Here is a 20,039-nt window from a genome sequence, read left to right as displayed (position 1 = left end):
GTTTTCCAGTCGGTAGACTAGCCGCTGGTTTCCACCCTGCATGGCGTCGCGACCTGCAGCGGGGCGCGCGCGTGTTTTTGGCATACCTCCGAAGAGGTATCCGCGGATTTTGGCAAGTCACTGAAAAGTAGACGCAAAGGTCGAGGCTTGCAGGCGTTGCAGCCGAGGATCGAAGTGGAAGGGGTATGTCCACGTTGTTGTCCCGGATCGCGTCCGGATGGAGATTTCACATGTATCTGGCGGTCCCCCGCCTGCTCGTGAGGCGCTCGATCATGCTGCTGGTGTCGGTCGCCCTCGTGGCGATGACGCTGATCGGGCTGGCGGGCATGAGCGCATCCTTCGTCGTGGTGGATCGCAGCCGCGACAGCGTGCAGGCGATCGCCGTGGCCAGCACCCTGCGCGGCCATACCCAGCGGATCGCCAACCTGATCGCGATCGATGCGCTCAAGGGCCGCATCGGTGTGTCCGAGCGCACGCGCGCGGCGATGGCCGACATCGAGCGCGAGCTGCAGCAGGCCGCGCTGCGCCGCTTCGTGGACGAGGCCCCGGGAGAGCTCTTCGCGGCGACCTACCGCGGCGTGCAGGCGGGTTGGGAGCGCTCGGTGCGGCCGCGGATCGAGGCGCTCGCCGGGCCTGTGCCGCCGGATGCGCGCGAGGTCGAGACGCTGCTCGCCGGGGTCGACGACTTCGTCGGTCAGGTCGATAGCCTGGTCGCGGTGCTCGGCCAGGAGAACGAGCGCCGTATCGACGAGCTGCGCCGCATCCTCGCGCTCGCCGCGGCGGTGACGCTGGGGGTGGTGCTGGTGGTGATCGTCTTGCTGCAGCGGGCGCTGCTGCGCCCGCTCGGTGGCCTGCTCGACGCCGCACGCCGCATCGCCGGCGGTGATTTCGGCGTGCGCGTGCGCTACACCGGGGAGGACGAACTCGGCCAGGTCGGCAGCGCCTTCAACCTGATGGCCGACGAACTCGCCCGCCACTATCACCTGCTCGAGCTGCGCGTCACCGAGAAGACCGCCGAGCTGCAGCGCAGCAACCGTTCGCTCGAGCTGCTCTACCACGCCATCGCCCGGCTCTACCAGGCGCCGAGCGCGCCCGACGCCTACGAGGCGACCCTGCGCGACATCGACCGCGTCGCCGGGCTGGAGGGCTCCTTCGTCTGCATCGAGCCGCGCCCCGGCGCCCCCGCGGCGGTGATCGCCTCGTCCATGGGGCCCTGTCCGGATCGCGCCGAGCGCGGCGAGGACGCCTGCGCGGCCTGCCGGGCCGGCTCGGAGGGGCAGGCGCTGGCGCTGCTGTCGCCGACCCTGCTGCGCTTTCCGCTGCGCGACCGCGAGCACCATCACGGCATGCTGCGCCTGTCGCTGTCCGACGGCGCGCGCCTCGAGGACTGGCAGCGCCAGCTCGTCGAGGCGCTGTCGCGCCACATCGGCATGGCGCTCGGCGCGGCACGGCGCACCGAGCAGGAGCGCCTGCTCGCACTGCAGGAGGAGCGCTCGGTGATCGCGCGCGAGCTGCACGATTCGCTCGCGCAGGCGCTGTCCTACATGAAGATCCAGGTCAGCCTGTTGCAGCGCGCACTCGCCGATCCGGCGCGCACGGCGGAGGCGGAGCCGATCCTGGCCGACCTGCGCGAGGGCATCAGCGCCGCCTACCGTCAGCTGCGCGAGCTGCTGGTGTCCTTCCGCCTCGGCCTGTCGGCCGACCTCGCCACCCTGATGGAAGATGCGGCGCGCGAATACGGCACGCGCGGCGGTCTGGAGGTCGAGCTCGCCGTGGAGCTCGGCGCCTGCCAGCTCAGCCCGAACCAGGAGGTGCATGTGCTGCAGATCGTGCGCGAGGCCTTGTCGAACATGGTGCGCCACGCTTCGGCACGCCATGCCTGGGTGGCGCTGCGTGGCGGCGCGGATGGCGAGGTGCTGCTGGAGGTGCGCGACGACGGCTGCGGCATCGGCGCGCCGCCGGCGGATGCCCGCAACCACCACGGGCTGGCGATCATGCGCGAGCGCGCGCGCAGCATGGGCGGGGAAATCGACATCGGGCCGGCGCTGCCGAGCGGTACCCGGGTGTGCGTGCGCTTCCGATCCGCCAACGCGAGCATGGCGGCGATGGCGCAGGGTGATGCGAAGAAGGAAACGGAGACATGAACGAGAGCTGTCGCGTGCTGATCGTGGACGACCACCCGCTGTTCCGACGCGGACTGGTGCAGCTGCTGCGCACGATTCCAGCCTTCGTCCTCGTCGGCGAGGCCGCCAGTGGCGCAGAAGGGCTCGTGCTCGCGCGCGAGCTGCGCCCCGACCTGGTCCTGCTCGACCTCAACATGCGCGACGGCGACGGGCTCGACATGCTGCGCGGCCTGCGCGCGGCGCGCAGCGAGGCGCGCGTGGTGATGGTCACCGTGTCGGACTCCGGCGAGGATGTGGTGGCCGCCTTGCGCGGCGGCGCCGAGGGCTACCTGCTCAAGGACATGGAGCCCGAGGCCATGCTCGAGGCGCTGCAGGCCGTGGCCGCCGGGCGGGTGGTGATCCCCCCGCAGCTCAACCACCTCCTCGCCGCCGCGTTGCGCGGCGAGTCGCGGCCACAATCGGCGGGCGCCGCCGGGCTCACCGAGCAGGAGCTGCGCATCCTCGAGAAGATCGCCGCCGGGCTCCCCAACAAGCAGATCGGGCGCGAGCTCGACATCGCGGAGGGTACGGTGAAGGTCCACGTCAAGCACATCCTGCGCAAGCTCGAGCTGCGCTCGCGCGTCGAGGCCGCGGTGTGGGCGGTGGAGCATCTGCGGGCCTGAGCGGCGGGGAAGGGGGCGCGCGGCAAGCCCGGCTGTATTGAGATGAGTTCGCAGGTTGACTCAGGTCAATAATTGACTGCTGCTACTGGGCTGTAATGGCGGCTGCGAAATTTGCTGGATCGTCCTTGGCTTCCTCCGCATCTCCGCGCGCGGCGAGTTCCCGCCGGAACTTCCTCTTCGGACGCACGCGCGCAGTCGAGCCCGCACTCCGCCCGCCCTGGGCGCTGGAGGAGGACGACTTCGTCGCGCGTTGCACGCGCTGCGAGCGTTGTATCGAGGCCTGTCCCACCACCATCCTGGTGCGCATGGACGGCGGCTTCCCCGGGGTCGATTTCAGCCGCGGCGAATGCAGCTTCTGCGGCGATTGCGTCGCCGCCTGCGAACCTCGCGCGCTTTGGCGCGAGGACGCGTCCGCTGCGCCCTGGGATCGTGTCGCCGTGATCGGCGCAGCCTGCCTGGCGGCGCGCGGCGTCGAATGCCGCGTGTGCGGCGAGGCCTGCCCCGAGGGCGCCATCCGCTTCCGTCCCCGCCTCGGGGGCGTCGCCCATCCCGAACTCGACGCCGCCGCGTGCACCGCCTGCGGCGCCTGCATCGGCCCGTGCCCGACGCGTGCGATCGACACGCGCGTGCGCAATCCCCTCCCTACGGAGAGCGCAACATGAATATTGCAAGTCTGGTCGTGCGGGCCTTTCCCGCGGATTTCCCCGAGATCGTCGAGGGCCTGAAGAAGGTGCCCGGGGTCGAGTTGCACGGGCAGTCCGCCGAGAAGGGCAACATCGTCATCACCATCGAGGACGGCGCGGGCTGGTCGGTGACCGACTCGATCCTGGCGGTGAACCTGCTGCCCAAGGTGCAGGGGCTGACGATCGCCTACGAATACACCGATGAAGGTCTGGAATTGACGGAGGTCTGACATGAGCATGAATCGACGCGAATTCATCAAGAACAACGCGATCGCCGCGGCGGCCGCCACCGCCGGCATCGGGATCCCGGTCGTCGCCGAGGCGCAGCAGCCCGGCGCGGGCGGCACCAAGGTGCGCTGGGACAAGGCGGCCTGCCGCTTCTGCGGCACCGGCTGCTCGGTGCTGGTGGGCGTGCAGGACGGGCGCGTGGTCGCCACCCAGGGTGATCCGGACTCGCCGGTCAACCGCGGCCTGAACTGCATCAAGGGCTACTTCCTGTCCAAGATCATGTACGGCGAGGACCGCCTTACCAAGCCGCTGCTGCGCATGAAGAACGGCCAGTTCGACAAGAACGGCGAGTTCACGCCGATCTCGTGGGAGCAGGCCTTCGACATCATGGAGCAGAAGTGGAAGAAGGCGATCAAGGAGCACGGCCCCGACTCCGTCGCCATGTTCGGCTCGGGCCAGTGGACGGTGTGGGAGGGCTATGCCGCCTCGAAGCTGATGAAGGCCGGCTTCCGCACCAACAACCTCGATCCCAACGCGCGCCACTGCATGGCGTCGGCGGTGGCCGGCTTCATGCGCACCTTCGGCATCGACGAGCCGATGGGCTGTTACGACGACATCGAGAACGCCGACACCTTCGTGCTGTGGGGCTCGAACATGGCGGAGATGCACCCCATCCTGTGGAGCCGCATCACCGACCGCCGCCTGTCCAAGCAAGGCTGCCAGGTGCACGTGCTGTCGACCTTCGAGCATCGTTCCTACGAGCTCGCCGACAACCCGATGATCTTCGTGCCGCAGACCGACCTGGCGATCCTCAACTACATCTGCAACTACATCATCCAGAACGGCAAGGTGAACAAGGCCTTCGTCGAGCGCAACGTCAAGTTCAAGATCGGCGAGACCGACATCGGTTTCGGCCTGCGCCCGAACCATGTGCTGGAAGCCAAGGCCACGAGCAACGGCTACCCGGGTGCCGAGGGCAAGCCCAAGGGCGACACCGGCGCGGCCAAGGACATCAGCTTCGACGAGTTCGCCAGGTTCGTCTCGGAGTACACCGCCGAGAAGGTGTCGAAGCTTTCGGGCGTGCCGGAGGATCGCCTGGTCAAGATGGCCGAGCAGTATGCCGACCCGAACCGCAAGGTGGTGTCGTTCTGGACCATGGGCTTCAACCAGCACACCCGCGGCACCTGGGTGAACAACATGATCTACAACGTCCACCTGCTCGTGGGCAAGATCTCGGAGCCCGGCAACAGCCCGTTCTCGCTCACCGGTCAGCCCTCGGCCTGCGGCACCGCGCGCGAGGTCGGCACCTTCGCCCACCGCCTGCCGGCCGACATGGTGGTCACCAACCCGATGCACCGCGCGCTCACCGAGGAATTGTGGAAGCTGCCCGAGGGCACGATCCCGCCCAAGATCGGTCTGCATGCGGTGGCGCAGAGCCGCGCGCTCAAGGACGGCAAGCTCAAGTGCTACTGGACCACGACCACCAACAACATGCAGGCGGGCCCCAACGTCAATGACGAGATCTACCCGGGCTGGCGCAACCCGGAGGCCTTCGTGGTGGTGTCCGACGTCTATCCGACCGTCTCCGCGCTGTCGGCCGACCTGATCCTGCCGTGCGCGATGTGGGCCGAGAAGGAAGGCGCCTTCGGCAACGCCGAGCGCCGCACCCAGTTCTGGCGCCAGCAGGTGTCGGCGCCGGGCGAGGCCAAGTCCGACCTGTGGCAGTACATCCAGTTCGCCAAGCGCTTCAAGGTCGAGGAAGTGTGGCCGGAGGAGCTCGTCGCCAAGAAGCCCGAGTACCGCGGCAAGACCCTGTACGACGTGCTCTACGCCAACGGCCAGGTGAACAAGTTCCCGCTCGCCGACGTCGAGAAGGCCAACGGGCATGCGATTCCGGGCTACATGAACGACGAGTCGAAGGAGCTCGGCTTCTACCTGCAGAAGGGCTTGTTCGAGGAGTACGCCGCCTTCGGTCGCGGCCACGCCCACGACCTCGCCGACTTCGACGTCTACCACAAGGCGCGCGGCCTGCGCTGGCCGGTGGTGGACAACAAGGAGACCCTGTGGCGCTTCCGCGAGGGCTATGACCCGTACGTGAAGGCGGGCGAGGGCGTGAAGTTCTACGGCCACAAGGACAACAAGGCGGTCGTGTTCGCGCTGCCCTACCAGGATCCGCCCGAGATGCCCGACGCCGAGTTCGACATGTGGCTGTGTACCGGCCGCGTGCTGGAGCACTGGCACACCGGCTCGATGACCCGGCGCGTGCCCGAGCTGCACCGCTCGGTGCCCGAGGCACAGATCTTCATGCACCCCGAGGACGCGCAGAAGCGCGGCCTGCAGCGCGGAATGGCGGTCAAGGTGGTGTCGCGGCGCGGCGAGATCGTCGCCCGCCTGGAGACCCGCGGCCGCAACAAGCCGCCGGTCGGGCTCATCTTCGTGCCCTTCTTCGACGAAGGCCGGCTGGTGAACAAGCTCACGCTCGACGCCACCTGCCCGATCTCGAAGGAGACCGACTACAAGAAATGCGCGGTGAAGGTCCTTAAGGTCTGATGAGAGGAGGCGCGAGTCCGGCCCCCGCCGACCGGGGGGACGCGCGGAGGGCGGGGCTCGCGATGCTGATGAACGACAAGGTGCAATCGACCGGACGCGTTGAACCCGTCGCTCCGGCTTCGCGCCGCCGCTTCCTAAAGGATGCGGCGGGCGTCGCCGGCGGTGCGGGTCTGCTCGCGCTCGGTGCCGGGATGTACGCGAAGCAGGCGTCGGCGTTGCCGGCGACGGCCATCCGTCCGCCCGGCGCTCTCCCCGAAGACGCTTTTCTCGCGGCCTGCGTGCGCTGCGGCCTGTGCGTGCGCGACTGTCCCTACAAGACCCTGAAGCTGGCCGAGTTCGGCGACGGGGTGGCGACGGGCACGCCGTACTTCGAGGCGCGCGACATTCCCTGCGAGATGTGCGAGGACATCCCCTGCGTGGTGGCCTGTCCGACCGGCGCGCTCGACCGTGCGCTGGTCGATATCACCAAGGCGAAGATGGGGCTGGCGGTCCTGATCGACCAGGAGAACTGCCTCAACTTCCTCGGCCTGCGCTGTGACGTGTGCTACCGGGTGTGCCCGGTCATCGACCAGGCGATCACTCTCGAGCGCATGCACAACCCGCGCTCCGACCGTCACGCGATGCTGCTGCCGACCGTGCATTCCGAGCACTGCACCGGCTGCGGCAAGTGCGAGAAGGCCTGCGTGCTGCCCGGCGAGGCGGCGATCAAGGTGTTGCCGATCAAGCTGGCGCAAGGCTCGAAGGCCGAACACTACCTGCGTGGCTGGGAAGAGAAGGAGGCCGCCGGCAAGTCGCTCATCGGCGACCAGGTCGAGCTGCCGGTGCGCGGCCTCGAAGGCAAGGCCTACGGTGACACTCGGGTCGAACCCGGGCAAGGGCCGGTCCAGGCGCCCGCGCAGGTGCCGGATTACGTTCCCGCGAAGCCGGCGGGCGGTGGTCTCGACTCGGGGTGGAAGCCATGAGCGCGCGACTCGGCGCCGGCGGCGTGCCGGAACGCAAGGTCCCGCCCACCAGCGTGCGCGGCGCCGCGATGCGCGGCGTGGTCGCACGTCCCGGGCGCGAGGCGGTGGAGGCGAAGGGCTGGCTGCGCGCGCACAAGTGGCTGCTGCTGCGGCGCGCGTCGCAGCTCGGCATCCTCGCACTCTTCCTCGTCGGGCCATGGCTGGGGTGGTGGATCGTCAAGGGCAACCTGTCGTCCAGCCTCACCCTCGGCGTGCTGCCGCTCACCGACCCCTTCCTGGTCGTGCAGCAGCTCGCCGCCGGGCACTGGCCCTACCGGGAGGCGCTGCTCGGCGCCGGCATCGTGCTCGCCTTCTATCTGCTCTTCGGTGGGCGGCTGTTCTGCTCGTGGGTGTGTCCGGTCAACCTCGTCACCGACGCCGCCGCCTGGTTGCGCCGGCGGCTGGGCCTCAAGGGTGGCAAGGTGCCGTCGGGCAGCACGCGCTACTGGCTGCTCGGCTTCGTGCTGGTCATCGCGGCGGCGACCGGCTCGCTGGCGTGGGAGTGGGTGAATCCGGTGTCGATGTTCCACCGCGGCCTGATCTTCGGTTTCGGACTGGCCTGGGGCATCGTCGGCGGCATCTTCTTCTACGACCTGCTCATCGCCCCGCGCGGCTGGTGTGGCCACCTGTGCCCGCAAGGCGCCTTCTACGCCCTGCTCGGACGCGCCGCCGTCGTCAAGGTCTCGGCCGCCAAGCGCAGCGCGTGCAACGACTGCATGGACTGCTTCGCCGTCTGCCCCGAGCCCCAGGTCATCCGGCCCGCGCTCAAGGGCGTAGGCCAGGACCACCCCCTCATTCTGGATGCCGACTGCACCACCTGCGGACGCTGCGTGGATGTGTGCGGCAAGGACGTTTTCCGCATTACGACCCGATTCAACAGGAGCGAGTCATGAACAAACAAACCCGAAATCTGGTGCTCGCGCTCGTCGCCGCTGTCGGCTTCGGTGCCATGGTGCCGCCCGCGGCGATGGCGCAGGCGGTGAAGAGCATTCGCGGCGCCGACGTGGCCGAGCAGGAGCTGCAGGTCGGCAACTACAAGCCGATTCCCGACCAGGCGCCGATCGAGCGCGACTACGTGCAGCAACCGCCGCTGATCCCGCACAAGGTGGAGGGCTACGAGGTCACGATCAACTTCAACAAGTGCATGGACTGCCACGCCTGGAGCCGCTACAAGGAGTCGGGCGCCACCAAGGTCAGCCTGACCCACTTCAAGGATCGTGACGGCGGCGAACTGTCGAACATCTCGCCGCGCCGCTATTTCTGCATGCAGTGCCATGTGCCCCAGACCGACGCCAAGCCGCTGGTCGGCAACAAGTTCCAGCGCGCGGAAGGCCTGCGCTGAAGAATCGACACACGGGGATCGACATGACCGACAACAACAAGAGCCTGATGCAGCGCATCCGCGGTGCGGGCTGGGGCGCCATCGTCCTGCTCGTCGCCGCGGGCGTGGTGTTCTGGGGGGGCTTCAACTGGGCCCTGGAGATGACCAACACGGAGAAGTTCTGCATTTCCTGTCATGAGATGGAGCAGAACGTCTTCAAGGAGTATCGCAACACCATCCACTACCAGAACCGCACCGGGGTGCGCGCGACCTGCCCGGACTGCCACGTGCCCAAGGAGTGGGGCCCGAAGATGATCCGCAAGATCAAGGCCTCGCGCGAGCTCTACGGCAAGGTGATGGGCACCATCGACACGCCGGAGAAGTTCGCCGCCGAGCGCCTGCGCCTGGCGCAGAACGAGTGGAACCGCATGAAGGCGAACAACTCGCAGGAGTGCCGCAACTGCCACAACTACGAGTATTTCGACTACTCGGTGCAGGGCCGTCGCTCCAACCAGATGCACCAGGCCGGCTTCGCCGAGGGCAAGACCTGCATCGACTGCCACAAGGGCATCGCGCACTCGCTGCCGCCGGTCGACCAGCACATCGGCGCGCCGCGCGAAGGCGTCGCTCCCGAGGTGATGCACCCGCCCGCGAAGAAGGACTGAGCTGCGCCGCAGCCCCCGCCCCGCGCTGCGCCGCATCGAGCGGTGCGCCGCGGGGCGCGCCTTTCCGGTGTGTGCCGGGATGGCGCATCCCGGGCCGCCTGTGTTCCAATCCGTCCCCATGCTCGAAGTCGAAAGTCTCGCCTGCCTGAAAGGCGATCGCCTGCTGTTCCGCGACCTCGCCTTCCGCCTCCAGGCGGGTGGCCTGCTGCGCGTCGCCGGGCCCAACGGGGTCGGCAAGACCAGCCTGCTGCGCCTGGTCACCGGGCTGGCGCTGCCCGAGGCCGGCGAGATCCGCTGGCGCGGCGAGTCGATCCGGCGCGCGCGCGAGGCCTTCCACGGCGACCTGCTCTACCTCGGCCACGCCGCCGCGCTCAATGACCTCCTCAGCCCGCTGGAGAACCTGCGTTTCGCCTGCGCTGCCGCCGGCGACGCGGTCGACGCGGAGGACTGCGTGCAGGCCCTGCAGCGCATCGGCCTCGCCGACCAGCTCGACCTGCCGGCGCGCGTGCTGTCGCAGGGCCAGCGCCGCCGCGTCGGCCTGGCGCGGCTGTTCCTGTCGAACGCGCGCCCGCTGTGGGTGCTCGACGAGCCCTTCACCGCGCTCGACGTGCGTGCGGTCGCCGATCTCGCCGCCACGCTCTCGCAGCACTGCGAAGCGGGCGGCATGGTGATGCTCACCACCCACCAGGACGCGCCCTTCGCGCGCCCGCCCGAGGTGCTCGACGTCGGAGTCTTCGCATGCTGAGCACCTTCCTCGCCGTGCTGCGGCGCGACCTGCTGCTGGCCTGGCGCGGGCGCGCCGACGTGCTCGTCACGCTCGCCTTCTTCATCATCGTGGTGTGCCTGTTCCCCTTCGGCGTCGGCGCCGAGCCCAACCAGCTGCGCGCGATCGCGCCCGGCGTGCTGTGGGTCGCGGCGCTGCTCGCCTGCCTGCTTTCGCTGCATCGCCTGTTCGCGCAGGACTACAGCGACGGAACTCTCGAGCAGCTTCTCCTGTCTAGCGAGCCGGCTGCGCTGTGGGTGATGGCCAAGGTGCTGGCGTTCTGGCTCAGCACCGGCCTGCCGGTGGTGGCGGTGGCGCCGGCCATGGGGCTGCTGCTTGACCTCGAACAAGGCGGGCTGCCGGTGCTGATACTAAGTTTGCTGCTCGGCACGCCCATCCTCGCGCTGCTCGGTGGGGTCGGCGCGGCGCTGACCCTCGGGCTGCGCGGCGGTGGCATGCTGCTGGCCCTGCTGGTGCTGCCGCTGTTCGTCCCGGTGCTGATCTTCGGTGCCGGCGCGGTCGAGGCCGAGCTGTCGGGTAGCGGTGCCGCCGCCCATCTGCTGCTGCTCGGCGGTGGTCTGGCGGGGGCGCTCGCGCTGGCGCCGGTGGCGTGCGCGGCAGCGCTCAGAATTTCAACCGATTGACGACGCAGCCGCGCCCCCAGGCGGGCGCGGCGGGCCGAGAAAGCGAAGCCTCGAAGCATGACGAATCCCGAACGCGGTCGCAGCCTGCTGCGGTTTGCTGCACCGCAGAATTTCTATCCCCTCGCCGGTCGTCTCGCGCCCTGGTTCGCCGCGAGCGCCGTCGTCCTCACCGCGGTCGGGCTGTGGCTCGGCTTCTTCGTCGCCCCCACCGACGCCACCCAGGGGCAGGTCTATCGGGTGATCTTCATCCACGTGCCGGCGGCCTGGATGTCGATGTTCATCTACCTCGTCATGGCCTTCTGGTCGGCGGTCGGGCTGGTCATGAACACCCGCCTGTCCTTCGTGATGAGCCAGGCGCTCGCCCCCACCGGGGCGATGTTCTGCTTCGTCGCGCTGTGGACCGGCGCGCTGTGGGGCAAGCCCACCTGGGGCGCCTACTGGGTGTGGGATGCGCGCCTGACCTCGCAGCTGCTGCTGCTCTTCCTCTACTTCGGCTTCATCGCGCTCACGCGCGCGATCGAGGATCCGCGCCGCGCCGACCGCGCCGGCGCAATCATCGCGCTGGTGGGCGCGGTCAACGTGCCGATCATCTACTTCTCGGTGCAGTGGTGGAACACCTTGCACCAGGGCGCCTCGGTGAGCCTCACCAAGGCGCCGTCGATGGCGACCACCATGCTCACCGGCATGCTGGTGATGGCGCTGGCGTCGTGGGCCTACACCCTCGCCGTGGTGCTGTGGCGGGTGCGGCCGATGATCCTCGAGCGCGAGCGCCACACCGAGTGGGTCGGCGCCGAGCTCGAGCGCGCCGCGAAGCTTTCGCAAACCGCCGGAGGGCGTGCCTGATGCAGCAGTGGGAGAGCTGGTCCGCGTTCTGGGACATGGGCGGTGCCGCCTTTTACGTGTGGGGCAGCTACGGCCTCGCGTTCGCGTTGATCGCGCTGGAACTCGTGCTCGTGTTCCAGCGTCGGAAGGACACCACCCGTCGCCTGCTGCGCTGGCGCCGCGCGGTGGGCAAGGATGCAGGCAAGCGTAACGGCGAAGGCACGATGCCCGCCATGGAGTCGGAAACATGAAAGCCCGTAGCAAACGTCTGATGCTGGTCGGCGGCGGGGTGGCCCTGCTGTTCGCCGCGGTCGCCCTGGTGCTGAGCGCCTTCCAGCAAAACCTGGTGTTCTTCCATACGCCGACCGAGGTCTCCGAGGGCAAGGCGCCCACCGGCAAGACCTTCCGTATCGGCGGCATGGTCGAGGACGGCTCGATCCAGCGCGAGGCCGACGGTGTAACGGTGCGCTTCGCGATCACCGACACCGCCAGGGTCATCCCGGTGACCTACAAGGGCACGCTGCCCGACCTCTTCAAGGAGGGCAAGGGCGCGGTGGTGCAGGGCAAGCTCGAGGGCGGCGTGTTCCGCGCCACCGAAGTGCTCGCCAAGCACGACGAGAACTACATGCCGCCGGAGGCCGCCCACGCCGTGGAACAGGCCCAGAAGGCCGCCCAGACCTTGAGCCAGTGACATGATTCCCGAACTCGGACACTTCGCCCTCATTCTTGCCCTGGTGCTGTCGCTGGTGCAGGCGGTCGTGCCGCTGGTCGGCGCGCAGCGCAACAGCTCGGCGCTGATGGCGGTCGGCCGCCCCGCGGCGCAGGGGCAGTTCTTCTTCATCCTGTTCAGCTACTTCTGCCTGACCTGGGCCTTCATCCAGAGCGACTTCTCCGTCCAGCTCGCGGCCACCAACTCGCACAGCGCCACCCCGCTGATGTACAAGATCACCGGCGTGTGGGGCAACCACGAGGGCTCGCTGCTGCTGTGGGCGATGTCGCTGTCGCTGTGGACGGTCGCGGTGACGGTGTTCTCGCGCCACCTGCCCGACGCCTTCCTCGCCCGCGTGCTGGGCGTGCTCGGTCTGGTCAGCGCCGGCTTCATCTCCTTCACCCTGGTCACCTCCAACCCCTTCGACCGCCTGCTGCCGGCCGTCGCCGAGGGCCGCGACCTCAACCCGCTGCTGCAGGACCCGGGGATGATCATCCATCCGCCGCTGCTCTACATGGGCTACGTCGGCTTCTCGGTGGCCTTCGCGTTCGCGATCGCGGCGCTGCTGTCGGGACGGATGGATGCCGCGTGGGCACGCTGGTCGCGGCCGTGGACCACGATCGCCTGGGTCTTCCTCACCGCCGGCATCGCGGTCGGCTCGGGATGGGCCTACTACGAGCTCGGCTGGGGGGGCTGGTGGTTCTGGGATCCGGTCGAGAACGCCTCCTTCATGCCCTGGCTGCTCGGCACCGCGCTGATGCACTCGCTCGCCGTCACCGAGAAGCGCGGCGCCTTCCGCAGCTGGACGGTGCTGCTGGCGATCGGCGCCTTCTCGCTGTCGCTGCTCGGCACCTTCCTGGTGCGCTCGGGCGTCATCACCAGCGTGCACGCCTTCGCCACCGACCCCAGGCGCGGCCTCTACATCCTCGCCCTGCTCGTGATCGTGATCGGCTTCTCGCTGCTGCTGTACGCGATGCGTGCGAACAAGCTCATGGGCGGCGGCAGCTTCGGCCTGGTGTCGCGCGAGACCGCCCTGCTCGCCAATAACGTCCTGCTCACCGTGGCCTCGGCCTCGGTGCTGCTCGGCACGCTGTATCCGCTCTTCCTCGACGCCCTCGGCCTCGGCAAGATCTCGGTCGGGCCGCCCTACTTCGAGGCGGTGTTCGTGCCGCTGATGACCCCGGTCGTGGTGCTGATGGTGTTCGGCCCCTTCCTGCGCTGGAAGGACGACGAGCTCCTCGCCGAGGTGCGCCGCGTGGCGCCCGCCTTCGTCGCCAGCGTGGCGATCGGCGTCGGCAGCGCGTGGGCGGTGGATCACCTCACCTGGCGCACCGCGCTTGGCCTCTCGCTCGCGGCCTGGGTGGTGCTCGCCAGCCTGCAACTGCTCGTCCGCCGCCTCGGCGAGCGCGCCGGGGCCTCGGCCGGTTCGCGCCTGCGTTCGATAACCGCGTCGTGGTGGGGAATGTGGCTCGCCCACTTCGGCATCGGCATCTTCATCATCGGCGTCACCATGGTGGGCAGCCTGGACCGCCACCTCGACGTCAAGATGAAGGAAGGCCAGCACGCCGAGCTCGCCGGCTACACTTTCGTCTTCCGTGGCGCGGTGGATGCCGACGGCCCCAACTACGACGCCGCGCGCGGCAGGATCGAACTGCTGCGCGACGGCCGCTCGCTCGACATGCTCACTCCCGAGAAGCGCGTCTATCTCGCCCAGGGCATGCCGATGACCGAGGCCTCGCTCGACATCGGCGTGTTCCGCGACGTGTACGTCTCGCTCGGCGAACAGCTCGAGGACGGCGCCTGGATCGTCAGCCTCTACTACAAGCCCTTCATCAGCTGGATCTGGGCAGGTTGCGTGTTGATGGGCCTCGGAGGCGTGTTCGCCGCCGCCGACCGCCGCTATCGCCGCCTGGCCGCGCGCGACGCCGCCGCGGCGGTGGGCAGTCGCGTCGCCGCCTGAGTTCGACCTGGGAAAACCATGAAAGCCAAGTTTCTCGTACCGCTGCTGCTGTTCTTCGGCCTCGCCGGCTTCCTCGCCTTCGGCCTCACCCTCAACCCGCGCGAGGTGCCCTCGCCGCTGATCGACAAGCCGGCGCCGAACTTCCGCCTCGCCCGTCTCGACCAGCCCGAGCAGACCTTCGCGCTCGAGGAGATGCGCGGCCAGGTCTGGCTGCTCAACGTGTGGGCCTCGTGGTGCGTGGCCTGCCGCCAGGAGCACCCGGTGCTGGTACGCATGGCCGCGCAGAAGCTGGTGCCGGTGGTCGGCCTCAACTACAAGGAAGTGCGCGGCGACGGCGCGATCAGCACCCGCGGCATGGCGCTCGAGGCCGAGGCCACGATGGCGATCGAGCGCGCACGGCGCTGGCTCGCCGATCACGGCAACCCCTACCTGCTCTCGGTGCTCGACATCGACGGCCGCGTCGGCATCGACTTCGGCGTGTATGGCGTGCCCGAGACCTTCCTGATCGACCGCGAAGGCCGCATCCGCTACAAGCACATCGGCCCGATCACTCCCGAGTCGCTGCAGACCCAGATCATGCCCAAGGTCGAGGAGCTGCGTCGTGCCGGCTGATCCCAAGCTCGTCCCGTCCGGGCTCCACGGCCTGCGTCGCGTGCTCGGCGTCGGCGCGCTCGCCGCGCTGATCGCCGCGCCGCTCCATGCCGCCACGGCCGAAGGCGGCCCGGCCATCACCCCCGCCGGCATCGCCACCGCGAGCGACCCGGGCGTCGCCCCGGCGGTCGCCGCCGATCCCAAGCTCGAAGCCGACATGATGGAGCTGTCGCACAAGCTGCGCTGCCTGGTCTGCCAGAACCAGTCGATCGCCGAATCCAACGCGCCGCTCGCGGTGGACCTGCGCAACCAGGTGCGCGAACAGCTCGCCGCGGGCAAGGACAAGGACGACGTGATCGACTACCTCGTGGAGCGCTACGGCGACTTCGTGCTCTACGAGCCGCCCTTCAAGGCTGTGACCGGGCTGCTCTGGGTCGGGCCGTTCGCCCTGCTGCTGGGGGGCGCCGGCTGGCTGGCCTGGCGCCTGCGCCGGCGCCGCAGCGAGATCGCCGCCGAGGGCGCGCTCAGCGCCGCAGACCGCGAGCGCGCGCGTGCGCTGCTCGCCGGCGGCGGGGACGCCGCCTCGAATCCCGCATCCCCGGAGTCCCGCAAGTGACCGCCTTCCTCGTTTTCGCCGGCCTGCTCGTGGCCGGCGCGTTGCTATTGATCCTGCCGCCGCTGCTCGGCTACGGCCGCCGCAGCCAGGCGCAGATGCGCCAGAGCGCGATGGTGCTGACCGTGCTGCGCGAGCAACTCGCCGATCTCGACGCCGAACTCGCCGAGGGCCGCATCGACGCCGCGACCCATGCGAAGAGCCGCGAGGAGCTCGAGCGCCGTGCCCTCGAGGAGGCCGAGGTGGCCGCCGAGACGGCCGACAGCGCCGACCGCCGGCCGAGCAAGGCGTGGGCGCTCGCCACCGGCCTCGCCATCCCCGCGCTTGCCGTCGGCACCTACCTGATGATCGGCGAGCCCGCCGCGCTCGACCCGAAGAACGTCGAGGGCCAGCAGGGCTTCACGCAGGAGCAGGTCACCGAGATGGTGGGCAGCCTGGAGAAGCACCTCGCCGCCAACCCCGACAACGCCGAGGGCTGGGCGATGCTGGCGCGCACCTACCTGGTGCTGAAGGACTTCCCCAAGGCTGCCGCCGCCTACGAACGCCTCGACAAGCTGTTGCCCAACGACCCCGACGTGCTCTCCGACTGGGCCGACGTGGTCGCCGCGCAGACCGGCAAGGTCGGGAGCGATGCCGAGGCGCTGGTGCTGCGTGCGCTCGAGGCGGAACCGAAGCATCCCAAGGCGCTGGCGCTGGCTGGCACCGCCGCCTACCAGCGCGACGACTTCGCCGCCGCCGCCGGCTACTGGGAGCGCATCCTCGCCCTGATCCCCCCGGGCGACGACGTCGCGCGCGGCGTGCGCGCGAGCATCAACGAGGCGCGCGCGAAGGCCGGCATGGCGCCGCTCGCCACCAACGAAGGCAATGCCGCGCCGCCGCCGGCCTCGCCGCTCAAGGTCGCCGGCCGCCTGCAGGTCGAGGGCGCGCTCGCCGGCCAGGTCGCGGCCGAGGACGCGGTGTTCGTGTTCGTGCGTGGCCCGGCCGGCGGCCCCCCGCTGGCGGCGCTGCGCTTCAAGGGCAGCGAGCTGCCGGTGAATTTCGACTTCGACGGCGCGAGGCTGATGATGGGCGACGCCGCGGTGCCCGAGCGCGTCGTGATCGCGGCGCGCGTCTCCAAGGGTGGCGATGCCACCGCACGCCCCGGCGACCTCGAGGGCGTCAGCGCTCCGGTGGCGCCGGATGCCGAAGGCGTGACGGTGACGATCGATCGGGTACGGGAGTGAGGCGTCGGGTGCGAGGCGTCGGGGGCAAGGAGCAAAACCTCCGCAAGCTGCGCTGAGAGGCTTCAGGAAGCCGGTGGACGCTCGATCGCCCGCCGCAGCTGACGCCTCGCTCCCTACGCCTTGCCTCCCACGCCTCGCGCGTCCGCATACTCCAGCCGCACCCGCTTCACGTTGCACAGCAGCTCGTAGCTGATCGTGCCCGCGGCCTGGGCGATGTGGTTGATCGGCACCTGCTTGCCCCATAGCTCGACCTGGCTGCCCAGGCAGGCCTCGGGCAGCGCGGTGAGGTCGATCGTCAGCATGTCCATCGACACCCGGCCGATGATCCGGCTCGCGCGGCCCTCCACCGCCACCGGGGTGCCGTCGGGCACCACGCGCGGGTAGCCGTCGGCGTAGCCCATCGCCACCAGGCCGACCCGCGTCGGGCGTTCGGCGACGAAGCGGCCGCCGTAGCCGAGCGCCTCGCCGGACGCGATCTCGCGCACCGCCATCACCGCGCTCTCCAGCGTCATCACCGCACGCAGGCCGTTGCCCTCGGCGGGCATGGGATCCGCCCCGTAGAGCAGGATGCCCGGGCGTGCCCAGTCGCGGCGCGCCTGCGGCCAGGCCAGGATCGCTGCCGAGTTGGCCACGCTGCGCGCGCCGGGCAGGCCGGCGGTGGCGGCCTCGAAGCGCTGCAACTGTTCCAGCGTGGTTCCGAGCTCGGGCTCGTCGGCGCGCGCGAAGTGCGTCATCAGCACGATGCGTCCGACCTTGCCGCTCGCCTGCAGGCGCCGCCAGGTCCGCGCCACCGCGTCGCCGACGAAACCGGCGCGGTTCATGCCGCTATTGACCTTCAGCCACACATCCACCGGTGCGGCGAGCGGCGTGCGCTCCAGCATGCACAGCTGCTCCTCGTGGTGAACGACCATCCACAGCCGCTGGCGCGCCGCCTCGGCGAGCTCGTCGGCGGCGAACACGCCCTCGAGCAGCAGGATGGGGGCATCGATGCCGCCCGCGCGCAGCTCCAGCGCCTCGCCGAGGAAGGCTACCGCGAAGCCGTCGGCCTCGTCGCGCAAGGCCTGCGCGCAGCGCAGCGCGCCGTGGCCATAGGCGTTGGCCTTGACCACCGCGAGCGCCCGCCCGCCGTGGCGCTCGCGAGCGAGAAGATAGTTGTGGCGCAGGGCGGAGAGGTCGATGAGGGCGCGGGCGGGACGCATGGCGGGGATCGGAAGGGGTGGAAAGGCAAAATGGTGCGGGGAATTCGCCAGCGCCGCAATGCGCGGCCCGATCGCGACTCGCGTCGCTCCCACAGAGGCTCCCGCGCCGTGGAATCGCGACTCGTGTCGCTCCCACGAGGGCCCGCCACGCTGCCGGAGCCGCGCCGTAGGAGCGACGCAAGTCGCGATCGGGCGCGCGGATCACCGCCGCAGCACATGGAGCCGTGGAATCGCGACTTGCGTCGCTCCTACAGGGGCCGCCCACGCTGCCGGGGCACTGTAGGAGCGACGCGAGTCGCGATGCAGCCCCCCGGGTACGCGCCGTGGCTCACGAAGCCGCGCAAGCGCGCTTCAGACGGTGCCGAGCGGACGCTGGCGGGCGCCGGCCACCGGTATGCTGCGGTGCTCGGCGCCGTAGCGCGCGAGGCCGAGGTCGTCGTGGCGGATCGCCGGCTGGCGGCCGACGACCAGGTCGGCGACCAGCGCGCCGGCGCCGCAGGACATCGTCCACCCCAGGGTGCCGTGGCCGGTGTTGAGGAAGAGCTCGGGGAAGGGCGTGGCGCCGATGATCGGGGTGGAATCCGGCGTCATCGGGCGCAGGCCGGTCCAGAACTCCGCCGCCTTGACGTCGCCGCCACCGGGGAAGAGGTCGTTCACCACCAGCTCCAGGGTCTCGCGCCGGCGCGGGTTGAGGCGCAGGTCGAAGCCGCCGAGCTCGGCCATGCCGCCGACGCGGATGCGCTCGTCGAAGCGCGTCACCGCGACCTTGTAGGTCTCGTCGAGCACGGTGGACACCGGCGCGCGCGCGGCGTCGACCAGCGGCACGGTCAGCGAGTAGCCCTTCACCGGATACACCGGCAGGTCCAGTCCGAGGCTGGCGGCGAGCGCGCGCGAGTAGCTGCCGAAGGCGAGCACGTAGCGGTCGGCGACCAGCGTGTGCTCGACGCCGTCGGCACCGGCGATGCGCACGCCCTCGATATGGCCGCCGCGGCGCACCAGCTCGCGCACCTCGGTGCCGAAGCGGAACGTCACGCCGGCCGCCTCCGCCATCGCCGCCAGGCGGGTGGTGAAGAGCTGGCAGTCGCCGGTCTCGTCGTTGGGCAGGCGCAGGCCGCCGGCGAGCTTGCCGGGGCGACGGGCCAGCGCCGGCTCGGCGCCGGCGAGCGCGTCGCCGTCGAGCAGCTCGTAGGGTACGCCGCACTCCTCCAGCACCGCGATGTCGCGCGCGGCGGCGTCGAGCTGGGCCTGGGTGCGGAACAGCTGCAGCGTGCCGCGGCTGCGCTCCTCGTAGGCGATGCCGGTGTCGGCGCGCAGCGTGCGCAGGCAGTCGCGGGCGTACTCGGAGACGCGCATCATGCGTTCCTTGTTCACCGCGTAGCGCGCGCTCGAGCAGTTGGCGAGCATCTGCGCCATCCAGCGCAGCTGGAACAGGCTGCCGTCGGCGCGGATCGCGAGCGGGGCGTGGCGCTGGAACAGCCACTTCAGCGCCTTCAGCGGAATGCCGGGCGCGGCCCAGGGCGTGGAGTAGCCGGGCGAGACCTGGCCGGCGTTGGCGTAGCTGGTCTCGAGCGCGGCGCCGGGCTGGCGGTCGATCACGGTGACGCGCGCGCCGCGTTGGGCCAGATACCACGCGGTGGTGGTGCCGATCACGCCGCTGCCGAGTACGATCACGTTCATTTCGCGTCTCCTGCCTGTATTCGATGGAATTGCGGCAGTCTAATGAGGCCTTGCTAGCGAAAGTCACTAAACTGATATCGCCAATCAGTGAAGATCACCAATCCGGAGGCCGCCTTGCCGGCGGCGCAGTGAAATGCGCGACCTCGACCGTACAGACCTGAAAATACTGGATTTGTTGCAGAAGAACGGGCGCCTGACGATGACCGAGCTCGCCCACCAGGTGGGCCTGTCGGCGACCCCGTGCACCGAGCGCGTGCGCCGCCTGGAGCGCGAGGGCGCGATTACCGGCTACCACGCCCGCGTCGACCCGCGCGCGCTCGGCCGCCCGCTGCTGGTCTTCGTCGAGCTCAAGCTCGCCGCCAAGTCGAACGACGCCTTCGAGCGCGTGAAGAAGGAGCTCGCCTTCGTCCCCGAGGTCATGGAGTGCCACCTCGTGTCGGGCGACTTCGACTACCTGATCAAGGCGCGCATTTCGGAGATGAGCGACTACCGTCGCCTGCTCGGCAACATCCTGCTCAAGCTGCCCTCGGCGACCGAGTCGCGCAGCTACGTGGTGATGGAGGAGGTGAAGGAGAGCCTCTATATTCCTCCCATGTCATGAGCCG

The 20,039-nt window shown here is 69.7% G+C and carries 21 protein-coding genes; 19 read left to right on the top strand and 2 right to left on the bottom strand.

Features of this window, described 5'->3' with window-relative positions; all coding sequences use genetic code 11:
• The first annotated feature begins 230 nt into the window (after positions 1 to 230).
• The 18 genes from TMZ1T_RS19440 to ccmI all read left to right on the top strand — a co-directional run bounded on the left by TMZ1T_RS19440 (position 231) and on the right by ccmI (position 16,558).
• A complete protein-coding gene (locus tag TMZ1T_RS19440) occupies positions 231 to 2,144 on the top strand; it encodes a histidine kinase (RefSeq protein ID WP_004314186.1) in 1,914 nt (637 codons plus the stop codon).
• Positions 2,141 to 2,785 (top strand): two-component system response regulator NarL, encoded by a 645-nt coding sequence (narL, locus tag TMZ1T_RS19435; protein WP_004314188.1) that lies wholly within the window; start codon positions 2,141 to 2,143, stop codon positions 2,783 to 2,785. Before TMZ1T_RS19440 ends, narL begins: the two co-directional genes overlap by 4 nt.
• A gap of 125 nt (positions 2,786 to 2,910) precedes the next feature.
• On the top strand, positions 2,911 to 3,447 hold the full coding sequence (napF, locus tag TMZ1T_RS19430; protein ID WP_041589718.1) for a ferredoxin-type protein NapF: 537 nt from the start codon (positions 2,911 to 2,913) through the stop codon (positions 3,445 to 3,447).
• Entirely contained in the window at positions 3,444 to 3,698 is a 255-nt protein-coding gene (locus TMZ1T_RS19425; RefSeq protein WP_004314191.1) for a chaperone NapD, read from the top strand. Before napF ends, TMZ1T_RS19425 begins: the two co-directional genes overlap by 4 nt.
• A 1-nt stretch (position 3,699) precedes the next feature.
• Positions 3,700 to 6,246: a nitrate reductase catalytic subunit NapA gene (gene napA, locus TMZ1T_RS19420; protein ID WP_004314193.1), complete on the top strand. Its 2,547-nt coding sequence runs from the start codon at positions 3,700 to 3,702 to the stop codon at positions 6,244 to 6,246.
• Positions 6,247 to 6,308: 62 nt separating this feature from the next.
• The gene (gene napG / locus TMZ1T_RS19415; protein WP_004314194.1) at positions 6,309 to 7,208 is read left to right on the top strand and encodes a ferredoxin-type protein NapG; all 900 of its coding nucleotides are present in this window, start codon (positions 6,309 to 6,311) and stop codon (positions 7,206 to 7,208) included.
• On the top strand, positions 7,205 to 8,140 hold the full coding sequence (gene napH / locus TMZ1T_RS19410; protein WP_004314196.1) for a quinol dehydrogenase ferredoxin subunit NapH: 936 nt from the start codon (positions 7,205 to 7,207) through the stop codon (positions 8,138 to 8,140). The genes napG and napH overlap by 4 nt, the downstream gene beginning before the upstream one ends.
• Positions 8,137 to 8,589 (top strand): nitrate reductase cytochrome c-type subunit, encoded by a 453-nt coding sequence (locus tag TMZ1T_RS19405; RefSeq protein ID WP_004314198.1) that lies wholly within the window; start codon positions 8,137 to 8,139, stop codon positions 8,587 to 8,589. The genes napH and TMZ1T_RS19405 overlap by 4 nt, the downstream gene beginning before the upstream one ends.
• A 23-nt stretch (positions 8,590 to 8,612) precedes the next feature.
• Entirely contained in the window at positions 8,613 to 9,233 is a 621-nt protein-coding gene (locus TMZ1T_RS19400; RefSeq protein WP_004314200.1) for a NapC/NirT family cytochrome c, read from the top strand.
• Positions 9,234 to 9,351: 118 nt separating this feature from the next.
• Positions 9,352 to 9,978 (top strand): cytochrome c biogenesis heme-transporting ATPase CcmA, encoded by a 627-nt coding sequence (gene ccmA, locus TMZ1T_RS19395; protein ID WP_012586284.1) that lies wholly within the window; start codon positions 9,352 to 9,354, stop codon positions 9,976 to 9,978.
• Entirely contained in the window at positions 9,972 to 10,640 is a 669-nt protein-coding gene (gene ccmB / locus TMZ1T_RS19390) for a heme exporter protein CcmB (protein WP_004314203.1), read from the top strand. Before ccmA ends, ccmB begins: the two co-directional genes overlap by 7 nt.
• Positions 10,641 to 10,697: 57 nt before the next feature.
• The gene (gene ccmC / locus TMZ1T_RS19385; RefSeq protein ID WP_004314205.1) at positions 10,698 to 11,483 is read left to right on the top strand and encodes a heme ABC transporter permease CcmC; all 786 of its coding nucleotides are present in this window, start codon (positions 10,698 to 10,700) and stop codon (positions 11,481 to 11,483) included.
• A complete protein-coding gene (gene ccmD / locus TMZ1T_RS19380; protein WP_004314207.1) occupies positions 11,483 to 11,713 on the top strand; it encodes a heme exporter protein CcmD in 231 nt (76 codons plus the stop codon). Before ccmC ends, ccmD begins: the two co-directional genes overlap by 1 nt.
• Positions 11,710 to 12,153, top strand: a complete 444-nt coding sequence (gene ccmE / locus TMZ1T_RS19375) for a cytochrome c maturation protein CcmE (RefSeq protein WP_012586283.1) — start codon at positions 11,710 to 11,712, stop codon at positions 12,151 to 12,153. The genes ccmD and ccmE overlap by 4 nt, the downstream gene beginning before the upstream one ends.
• A gap of 1 nt (position 12,154) precedes the next feature.
• A complete protein-coding gene (locus TMZ1T_RS19370; protein WP_012586282.1) occupies positions 12,155 to 14,131 on the top strand; it encodes a heme lyase CcmF/NrfE family subunit in 1,977 nt (658 codons plus the stop codon).
• 18 nt (positions 14,132 to 14,149) lie between these two features.
• On the top strand, positions 14,150 to 14,743 hold the full coding sequence (locus tag TMZ1T_RS19365; RefSeq protein WP_012586281.1) for a DsbE family thiol:disulfide interchange protein: 594 nt from the start codon (positions 14,150 to 14,152) through the stop codon (positions 14,741 to 14,743).
• A complete protein-coding gene (locus TMZ1T_RS19360) occupies positions 14,733 to 15,338 on the top strand; it encodes a cytochrome c-type biogenesis protein (protein ID WP_012586280.1) in 606 nt (201 codons plus the stop codon). Before TMZ1T_RS19365 ends, TMZ1T_RS19360 begins: the two co-directional genes overlap by 11 nt.
• Positions 15,335 to 16,558: a c-type cytochrome biogenesis protein CcmI gene (gene ccmI, locus TMZ1T_RS19355; protein ID WP_012586279.1), complete on the top strand. Its 1,224-nt coding sequence runs from the start codon at positions 15,335 to 15,337 to the stop codon at positions 16,556 to 16,558. The genes TMZ1T_RS19360 and ccmI overlap by 4 nt, the downstream gene beginning before the upstream one ends.
• A gap of 113 nt (positions 16,559 to 16,671) precedes the next feature.
• Here ccmI and alr read toward each other — a convergent pair whose 3' ends face one another.
• Positions 16,672 to 17,757 (bottom strand): alanine racemase, encoded by a 1,086-nt coding sequence (alr, locus tag TMZ1T_RS19350; RefSeq protein WP_012586278.1) that lies wholly within the window; start codon positions 17,755 to 17,757, stop codon positions 16,672 to 16,674.
• A gap of 351 nt (positions 17,758 to 18,108) precedes the next feature.
• The gene (locus TMZ1T_RS19345) at positions 18,109 to 19,434 is read right to left on the bottom strand and encodes a D-amino acid dehydrogenase (RefSeq protein WP_012586277.1); all 1,326 of its coding nucleotides are present in this window, start codon (positions 19,432 to 19,434) and stop codon (positions 18,109 to 18,111) included.
• Between the two features lie 133 nt (positions 19,435 to 19,567).
• Here TMZ1T_RS19345 and TMZ1T_RS19340 point away from each other — a divergent pair, with 133 nt between their 5' ends.
• Positions 19,568 to 20,035 carry a winged helix-turn-helix transcriptional regulator gene (locus TMZ1T_RS19340; protein ID WP_004325466.1) on the top strand — a complete coding sequence of 156 codons (468 nt, stop codon included), beginning with the start codon at positions 19,568 to 19,570 and terminating at the stop codon, positions 20,033 to 20,035.
• Positions 20,036 to 20,039 lie beyond the last annotated feature (4 nt).

Source organism: Thauera aminoaromatica (assembly GCF_000021765.1).
In the GTDB taxonomy this organism is placed as follows: Bacteria; Pseudomonadota; Gammaproteobacteria; order Burkholderiales; family Rhodocyclaceae; genus Thauera; species Thauera aminoaromatica.
The sequence above is the reverse complement of the archived record's forward strand: the minus strand, read 5'-3'. Positions and strand labels throughout refer to the sequence as shown.

Excerpts from the sequence above, each read along its gene's own strand:
- TMZ1T_RS19440 (WP_004314186.1), top strand. The coding sequence starts at position 231 with ATGTATCTGGCGGTCCCCCGCCTGCTCGTGAGGCGCTCGATCATGCTG.
- narL (WP_004314188.1), top strand. The coding sequence starts at position 2,141 with ATGAACGAGAGCTGTCGCGTGCTGATCGTGGACGACCACCCGCTGTTC.
- TMZ1T_RS19425 (WP_004314191.1), top strand. The coding sequence starts at position 3,444 with ATGAATATTGCAAGTCTGGTCGTGCGGGCCTTTCCCGCGGATTTCCCC.
- napA (WP_004314193.1), top strand. The coding sequence starts at position 3,700 with ATGAGCATGAATCGACGCGAATTCATCAAGAACAACGCGATCGCCGCG.
- napG (WP_004314194.1), top strand. The coding sequence starts at position 6,309 with ATGCTGATGAACGACAAGGTGCAATCGACCGGACGCGTTGAACCCGTC.
- napH (WP_004314196.1), top strand. The coding sequence starts at position 7,205 with ATGAGCGCGCGACTCGGCGCCGGCGGCGTGCCGGAACGCAAGGTCCCG.
- TMZ1T_RS19405 (WP_004314198.1), top strand. The coding sequence starts at position 8,137 with ATGAACAAACAAACCCGAAATCTGGTGCTCGCGCTCGTCGCCGCTGTC.
- TMZ1T_RS19400 (WP_004314200.1), top strand. The coding sequence starts at position 8,613 with ATGACCGACAACAACAAGAGCCTGATGCAGCGCATCCGCGGTGCGGGC.
- ccmA (WP_012586284.1), top strand. The coding sequence starts at position 9,352 with ATGCTCGAAGTCGAAAGTCTCGCCTGCCTGAAAGGCGATCGCCTGCTG.
- ccmB (WP_004314203.1), top strand. The coding sequence starts at position 9,972 with ATGCTGAGCACCTTCCTCGCCGTGCTGCGGCGCGACCTGCTGCTGGCC.
- ccmC (WP_004314205.1), top strand. The coding sequence starts at position 10,698 with ATGACGAATCCCGAACGCGGTCGCAGCCTGCTGCGGTTTGCTGCACCG.
- ccmD (WP_004314207.1), top strand. The coding sequence starts at position 11,483 with ATGCAGCAGTGGGAGAGCTGGTCCGCGTTCTGGGACATGGGCGGTGCC.
- ccmE (WP_012586283.1), top strand. The coding sequence starts at position 11,710 with ATGAAAGCCCGTAGCAAACGTCTGATGCTGGTCGGCGGCGGGGTGGCC.
- TMZ1T_RS19370 (WP_012586282.1), top strand. The coding sequence starts at position 12,155 with ATGATTCCCGAACTCGGACACTTCGCCCTCATTCTTGCCCTGGTGCTG.
- TMZ1T_RS19365 (WP_012586281.1), top strand. The coding sequence starts at position 14,150 with ATGAAAGCCAAGTTTCTCGTACCGCTGCTGCTGTTCTTCGGCCTCGCC.
- alr (WP_012586278.1), bottom strand. The coding sequence starts at position 17,757 with ATGCGTCCCGCCCGCGCCCTCATCGACCTCTCCGCCCTGCGCCACAAC.
- TMZ1T_RS19345 (WP_012586277.1), bottom strand. The coding sequence starts at position 19,434 with ATGAACGTGATCGTACTCGGCAGCGGCGTGATCGGCACCACCACCGCG.
- TMZ1T_RS19340 (WP_004325466.1), top strand. The coding sequence starts at position 19,568 with ATGCGCGACCTCGACCGTACAGACCTGAAAATACTGGATTTGTTGCAG.